Raw genomic sequence first — 6,830 nt, forward strand, 5'->3', positions numbered from 1 at the left:
TGAGCTCGAGCAGCTCGAGGGGCTTGGGGGCTTGACGTTTCACCATGGGGCAGCTGCCTTTGCTTCTATCGGGTGATCTTCGGGTCGTAGCGGATGATCGGCTCGAGGACCAACAGCCCCGGGCCGGCTAGTTCGCCCAATTGATTCGCCTCCACTCACCACCGTGCGCCAAGACTTCGCGGCCCTTGCGCCATGGTCAGGCACCGCCCAGGCTGGACGCGGGATCCCTACTGGGATCGGCGCTTCCTGGAGGTCACTGCCCGCTGCAGCAGCACGAACACGAGCAGGATACCTCCCGTGATTATGGTCGTCGCCTCCGGGGGGATGCTGCCGTCGCGGGTGATGAGGACGTTCATCAGTCCGAGCACGAGAGCTCCGACGACCGAGCCGAGCACGAACCCGCCGCCGCCGGTCAGCAGAGTGCCGCCGATGATGACTGCGGCGATCGCGTCGAGCTCCCAGCCGACGCCAGTGATGTTCTGCGCGATGCCGAGCTTCGACGTGTAGAGCACGGCGGCAATTCCTGCGAGGGTGCCGCTGATGACATAGATCATGATCTTCGTGCGAGCGACCGGTAGGCCCATGAGCAGCGCGGACTGTTCCGAGCCGCCCATGGCGTAGACGGTCCTGCCGAATCGCGTGCGGTGGAGGATGAAGAATGCGATGCCGATGAGCGCGACTGCGACGACGACGGCCGGCGTGACGACGAGGTCGTTGATCTTCGGCCCGTCGATGAGCTTGATCTCGGCAGAGAGGCCGCGGATGGGTGATTCGTCCGCGAGTCGCTGTGGTTCGGTGCTGAGCATCGAGGCGAGCCCTCTGGCGAGGAACATCATGGCGAGCGTGGCGATGAACGGCTGCACTCGGAAGTAGTGGATGAGGATTCCAGAGGCGAGGCCGAAGAGCGAGCCGATGCCGATCATGAGCACGATCACGACGATCGCCGGAAGTCCGGCGTTCGAGAGCATGACCCCGACGAGGCTGCTGACGGCGATGACCGCGCCGACGGACAAGTCGATGCCGCCAGTGAGGATGACGAAGGTCAGGCCGATGGCGAGCACGATCAGATAGGCATTGTTGATGAGCAGGTTGGAGAGCGTGCTGAACTGCAGGATGCCACCGTAGGCGAACTCCCCGTAAGCGAGCATGCCGACGAAGATGACGACGGCGGCGAGCGTTGGGAGGGAGTCGAGGTTCGGCTTGAACTTCGCGAGCCGGGTGACTTCGCTGGTCTGTTCGACGATGGTGGTCATGCGGCAACCGCCTCTGGTGCTTGTGCGGGACTTGCAGGCCCGGTGGGGGTCTGCGCTCGTCGCCGCTTGAAGAAGTCCCGGACGCGCTGCGACTGCAGCAAGCAGACGAGGACGATGACGATCGCCTTGAACGCCGGTGTTGCTGACGATGGGATGGAAAGGAAAACCACGGTCTTGTCGAGCGTCGCGATGAGGAGGGCGCCGATGACGCTGCCGGTCAGGGAGAACTTGCCGCCGGCAAGCGAGGTCCCGCCGATGACGACGGCGAGGATCGCATCCATCTCCGAGGCAGACCCGGTCTTCGCGACTTCGACGGTCATGACGGTGGCTGTGCTGAAGATGCCGGCGACTCCCGCGAGGATGGCGCTCGAGATGTAGACGAAGAACAGAAGGCCGATGGGGCGGACGCCCGCCATGCGGGATGCCTTCGGATTGATGCCGATGGACTCGATCATGAGGCCGAGGGCGGTGCGTCGAACAAGCAACGCAACGAGGACGACGATTCCGACGGCGAGCAGGAAGATCACGGGGAACCCGGCGATGGTGCCGTTCGCGATCCACCGGAACGAGTCGTTGGTGGCTGACGTGTTCTGACCGGCCGTGATGACCTTGGCGAGCCCGCGCCCCGCGAGCATCATGATGAGCGTCGTGATGAAGGGCTGCAGGCCGACCACCGAGACGAGCAGTCCGTTGACGGTGCCGAGGAGTGCGCTGATGAGCAGCGCGAGGGCGATGGCGGTGAGCGCCGAGCCGAACGAGTTCTGGGCGGATGCCATGAACTCCATCGAGACGGCGCCGGCAACGGCCATGACGGAGCCGACAGAGAGGTCGATGCCGCGAGTGGCGATCACGAGGGTCATGCCGACGGCGATCATCATGACCGGGGCGCTGGCGCGGAGGATGTCGATGAGGTTGCCGTTGAGGTCGCCGGTGGCCTGATTGACGGAGACGCCGAGGTAGCCCGGGTCCTTGATCAGGTTGACGATGATGAGGAGGACGAGTGCGACGACCGCCCAGATGTAGGGCTGCCGGAATGCGCCCCGTGCCGCCTGCAAGGCGTCCGGCGTCCGCCGCGGCTGTTGAGGGTCTGTGGTCGACGTGGCGTGTGCGGCCGTGGACTGGCTCATGCGCGTGCTCCCTCGGCGTCAGCGGATGCGGGTGGTGTGGTCGGGGCGGCCGGCTTGTCTGCGGTTAGCGGGTCGACGCCCTCCACACCGTCGGCCGCGATGGTCTGGACGATGAGGTCGGCGGTGACCTCTGGACCGTTGGCGATCTCTGCGATCTTCCGGTGGTCCTTGAGGACGACGATCCGCTCGCTGAGTCGCACGACTTCGTCGAGCTCGGAGGAGATGAAGATGACTGACATCCCGTCCTCCGCGAGCTGCGCGATGGTCTCCTGGATCTCCGCCTTGGCTCCGACATCGATCCCGCGGGTCGGCTCGTCGAGGATCAGGAGCTCTGGTTTGGTGGCGAGCCACCGGCCAAGGAGCACTTTCTGCTGGTTGCCGCCGGAGAGGTTGCGGATGGCGCGCTCCGGGTCCGCGGGGCGCACGTTGAGCTCGGTGAGGTACTTCGCGCAGAGCTCGTTCTGCTCGCGGCGGGAGAGGGGCCGTGCCCACCCTCTTCGAGCCTGCACGGCGAGGATCAAGTTCTCCCGCACCGTGAGGTCGCCGACGATACCCTCGTCGCGCCGATTCTCGGTGGAGAAGGCGATGTGCTTGCGCAGCGCTGCGGCGGGTGAATGCACTTCGACGTCGTCCCCGTTGAGCTGCGCTGACCCCGCGTCCGGCTTGTCGGCACCATAGATCAGGCGCCCGAGCTCGGTGCGTCCGGAGCCGAGCAGTCCCGCGAACCCGACGACTTCGCCGCGGTGCACCTGGATATCGACGGGGTCGATCGACCCCTTCCTGCCGATGCCCTGCGCCCGGTAGAGGGGAATGTCCGCGGTGTCTCGAGCGTCGACGCGTCGGTTCGCCCCGAGCGATTCGAGGGTGGAGAATTCCTTGCCGATCATCTTGGAGATGAGGTCGCTCCTGCCGAGCTCGGCGGTGGCGTACTCGCCGACGAACTGGCCGTTGCGGAGCACGGTGAGTCGGTCGCTGATGGCGTACACCTGGTCCAGGAAGTGCGAGACGAAGAGGATCGCCACGCCCTGCTCGCGGAGCTGACGCATGACGGAGAACAGGCCTTCGACTTCCTGCGCGTCGAGGCTGGACGTGGGTTCGTCGAGGATCAGCACCTTCGACTTGATGACCATCGCCCGGCTGATCGCGACGAGCTGCTGCATCGCCAGCGAGATGCTGGAGAGGGGACGCTTCGGGTCGAGGTGATCGAGACCGAGCGCGGCAAGTGCCTCGCGGGCCGCGGCGTTCGTCTTGCGCCAGTTGATCCCGAAGGGCCCTCGGACCTCGTGCCCGAGCATCACATTCTCGCCAATGGAGAGGTTGTCGCAGAGGTTGACTTCTTGGTAGACGGTGGAGATGCCCGCGGCCTGCGCGTCCGCCGTGCCCCTGAGCTGCCGCTCATCACCGCCGATGCGGATGGCACCGCCGTCGATCTTGTAGACGCCGGTCAGGGCTTTGATGAGCGTGGACTTCCCCGCGCCGTTCTCGCCCATGAGGGTGTGCACTTCGCCGGGGAAAAGCCGGAAGTTCACGTCTTGGAGTGCTTTGACTCCGGGGAACTCGATTGAGATGCCGCTCATCTCAACGATTGGCTGATTCGCTGCCATGATCGCCTAGCGTTCTGCCGGTGGCCGGCGTCGAGTGTGGGGGTGGCGGGCGCCGTATGTGCGACCCGTGCTGGTGACCGGTGTCTCCAGTGGTGTCGTGCATCCGGGGCGGTCCCGAGAGAGCGGCCACGCCCCGGATGCACGAGTCTGGTTCAGTACGCTCCTGCGCGTACGGACGGTCGGTCTAGTACTTGCGGTCGGGAAGAGCCGTCTTAGCCGCCTCTGGGGAATCGAAAGTGACGCTTTCGACGACTATGTTCTTCTCGACGGTCTCTCCGGCGACGGCGGCCTTGACGACGTCGACGGCGGCGTCACCGAAGAGCGGGTTGTACTCAGCAACAAACGAAAGGCGGCCAGCGGAAAGCGCTTCCAGTGCGGCCTTGGTGCCGTCGATCGTGATGATCTTGACGTCGGTGCCCGGCTTGAGGCCGGCTTCCTCGACGGCGAGGGCGGCGCCGAGTCCCATCTCGTCGTTCTGCGCGAAGACGAGCTGCACGTCATTGTTGTTCGACTTGAGGATCGTCTCGAAGACGCTCTTCGCCTCTTCTGTCGACCAGTTGGCCGACTGGCTCTCGAGCTTCGTCAGCTTCGAGTCGATGCTCTCATCCCAGCCCTTGTTGCGGTCGTTGACCACGGAGAGGCCGGGAGGGCCTTCGAGCACGACGTAGTTGCCGCCCTCTGCGAACTGGCCGTTCGCCCATTCGGCCGCAGCCGAGCTGATCCCCACATTGTCGGGGGCGATGTGGCTCGTGTAGAGCGCCTCGTCGTTCGGTTCGATGCCTCGGTCCAGGAGCACGACGGGGATCTCCGCTTCCTGGGCGCGTTCCAGAACGTCTTCCCAACCCGTGGCTTCGGTTGCGGAGAGCAGGATGGCGTCGACGCCCTCGTCGATGAACGAGGTGAAGGCGGTGATCTGCGAGTTCTGGTCCCCGTTGGTGGCGGGGGCGTACTTCAGCTCGAAGCCGTTCTCGGTGGAGAACGAGTCCTGGATGTTCTGCTCGTTCGCGGTGCGCCATCCGCCTTCTGGTCCGACGGCGACGAAGCCGACGGTGATGAGCTCGCCGTCGCTGCCGGCAGGCGCGTCGCCCGACCCGTTTGAGCAAGCTGCAAGGCTGAGTGTCATTGCTCCAGCCATGGCGATTCCGGCGATGGTCCTGATGGTTGTCTTGTTCACGCTTGTCTCCTCGATGAGAGCGGTTCACTCGGGCGTAGGCGCCCGTGTTCTGCTGCGCAGTGGGATGCGTCCTCGCATCTGGATAGATTGTTATCGATCACATTGACAAAACGCAAGCTTGGATCTGAATTGTTATTCGCTGACACAGTCGAGCACTCGGCGGGCATAATGGCTGGATGATGAGCGGACCTGTGGATGCGACGAAGCCGAAGCGGGCTGCAAGCGTGTTCGATGTCGCCCGGGCGGCGGGGGTCTCGCACCAGACCGTCTCGAGAGTGCTCAACGACCACTCGAGCGTGCGGCCCGCGACCAGGCAGAAGGTGCTGACTGCGATGGGCGAGCTCAGCTATCGCCCGAACCTCGCCGCGAGGGCCCTCTCGTCGAAGCGGAGTCGGACGCTCGGCGTCCTTTCGACCGCCAGCGGCGAGTACGGCCCTTCCTCGAGCATCATCGCCATTACCGAGGCGGCGCGAACGCGCGGATACACGACCATCGTCGAACAGACGGACGGCTTGGATGTCGCGTCGATCGAGGAGGCGCTGGGCAACCTGGCGAGCCTCAACGTCGAGGGCATCGTCGCCGTCGCGCCGCAGACCCCCTTGCTCGAGGTGCTCGGCAACATGACCTCGGGCATCCCGTTCGTGACCCTGCAGACCTGGACGAGCGACGGGGGCGTGGACCTAGCCGAGGATCAGCTCGAAGGGGCACGGGTCGCGACCGCACACCTGCTCGACCGGGGCCACGTCGACGTGGTGCACCTAGCCGGCCCCGGTGACTGGATCGATGCCACGTCCCGCCTCCGGGGATTCCGCATCGAGATGGAGTCTCGCGGGCTGACGCCACGGCACGTCGACGCTCGGGATTGGTCCCCGGAAGCCGGTTACGTTGCCGCCGCCGCCATCTTCGAGTCGAACGCGACGGCCGTCTTCTGCGCAAACGACCAGACTGCCCTCGGAGTGCTGCACGCCGCACATGACGCCGGAGTCTCCGTGCCGGAGCAGCTGAGCGTCGTGGGGTTCGACGACATCCCCGAGGCCGCGCACTTCTGGCCCCCGCTGACCACCGTGCGCCAGCACTTCGCCGCGACGGGAGCCCAGTGCGTCGCGCGCCTGCTCGACAAAGGAGGCAACGTTCCAGTTGTGCTTCCGCAGCTCGTCATCCGCGCCTCGACTCGCCAGTTGACCCTTGTAACCTAACCGAGCCACGTCCACGACCCTGGGCTTGCGCTCACGCCGTCTGCATGGTGTGATCGATCACATTACATCCGGTCGAGACAAAGGAGACCGCCAGGATGAGTCATTCGACGAACTCGGAATCGCGCATGCAGGACGCCGATCGCGCGAGCGCAGACACCGCGGATCGCTACGTCATCGGCGTCGACTACGGCACCCTCTCCGGCCGGGCGGTCGTCGTCCGGGTGCGTGACGGCGCCGAGCTCGGCGTCGGCGAGCTGCCGTACCCGCACGCCGTGGTCGACGAGCGGCTCCCGGCGACGGGTGAGCAGCTCCCGCCCGAGTGGGCGTTGCAGGTGCCGAGAGACTACGTCGACGTCCTCAAGGTCGCCGTGCCCGCCGCCATCGCAGACGCTGGCATCGACGCGGCGGATGTCATCGGCATCGGCACCGACTTCACGGCCTGCACCATGGTGCCGACGCTCGCCGACGGCACCCCG

Annotated in this window: 5 protein-coding genes and 1 pseudogene; 2 read left to right on the plus strand and 4 right to left on the minus strand. The window is 65.5% G+C overall.

The genetic code is table 11. From position 1 onward, the window contains the following. Positions 1–227: 227 nt before the first annotated feature. From C5E07_RS17325 to C5E07_RS17340, 4 genes are all read right to left on the minus strand, one after another. On the minus strand, positions 228–1,253 hold the full coding sequence (locus C5E07_RS17325) for an ABC transporter permease (protein WP_104301078.1): 1,026 nt from the start codon (positions 1,251–1,253) through the stop codon (positions 228–230). Next, positions 1,250–2,380, minus strand: a complete 1,131-nt coding sequence (locus tag C5E07_RS17330) for an ABC transporter permease (protein WP_104301080.1) — start codon at positions 2,378–2,380, stop codon at positions 1,250–1,252. The genes C5E07_RS17325 and C5E07_RS17330 overlap by 4 nt, the downstream gene beginning before the upstream one ends. After that, positions 2,377–3,984, minus strand: a complete 1,608-nt coding sequence (locus C5E07_RS17335; protein ID WP_104301082.1) for a sugar ABC transporter ATP-binding protein — start codon at positions 3,982–3,984, stop codon at positions 2,377–2,379. The genes C5E07_RS17330 and C5E07_RS17335 overlap by 4 nt, the downstream gene beginning before the upstream one ends. Before the next feature lie 184 nt (positions 3,985–4,168). Next, positions 4,169–5,158 carry an ABC transporter substrate-binding protein gene (locus C5E07_RS17340; RefSeq protein WP_308471383.1) on the minus strand — a complete coding sequence of 330 codons (990 nt, stop codon included), beginning with the start codon at positions 5,156–5,158 and terminating at the stop codon, positions 4,169–4,171. A 176-nt stretch (positions 5,159–5,334) separates the two neighbouring features. On the opposite strand from C5E07_RS17340, the gene C5E07_RS17345 reads away from it, so the two are divergent. Next, entirely contained in the window at positions 5,335–6,354 is a 1,020-nt protein-coding gene (locus C5E07_RS17345) for a LacI family DNA-binding transcriptional regulator (protein WP_258064022.1), read from the plus strand. A gap of 125 nt (positions 6,355–6,479) precedes the next feature. Continuing rightward, positions 6,480–6,830: pseudogene (locus tag C5E07_RS17350) on the plus strand (ribulokinase); the annotation flags it as partial.

It is taken from the genome of Pseudoclavibacter sp. RFBJ3 (assembly GCF_002931375.1).
Lineage (GTDB): Bacteria > Actinomycetota > Actinomycetes > Actinomycetales > Microbacteriaceae > Pseudoclavibacter.

Bases quoted from the DNA above. Each gene is read 5' to 3' on its own strand.
- C5E07_RS17330 (WP_104301080.1), bottom strand. From the start codon at position 2,380: ATGAGCCAGTCCACGGCCGCACACGCCACGTCGACCACAGACCCTCAA.
- C5E07_RS17325 (WP_104301078.1), bottom strand. From the start codon at position 1,253: ATGACCACCATCGTCGAACAGACCAGCGAAGTCACCCGGCTCGCGAAG.
- C5E07_RS17345 (WP_258064022.1), top strand. From the start codon at position 5,335: ATGATGAGCGGACCTGTGGATGCGACGAAGCCGAAGCGGGCTGCAAGC.
- C5E07_RS17335 (WP_104301082.1), bottom strand. From the start codon at position 3,984: ATGGCAGCGAATCAGCCAATCGTTGAGATGAGCGGCATCTCAATCGAG.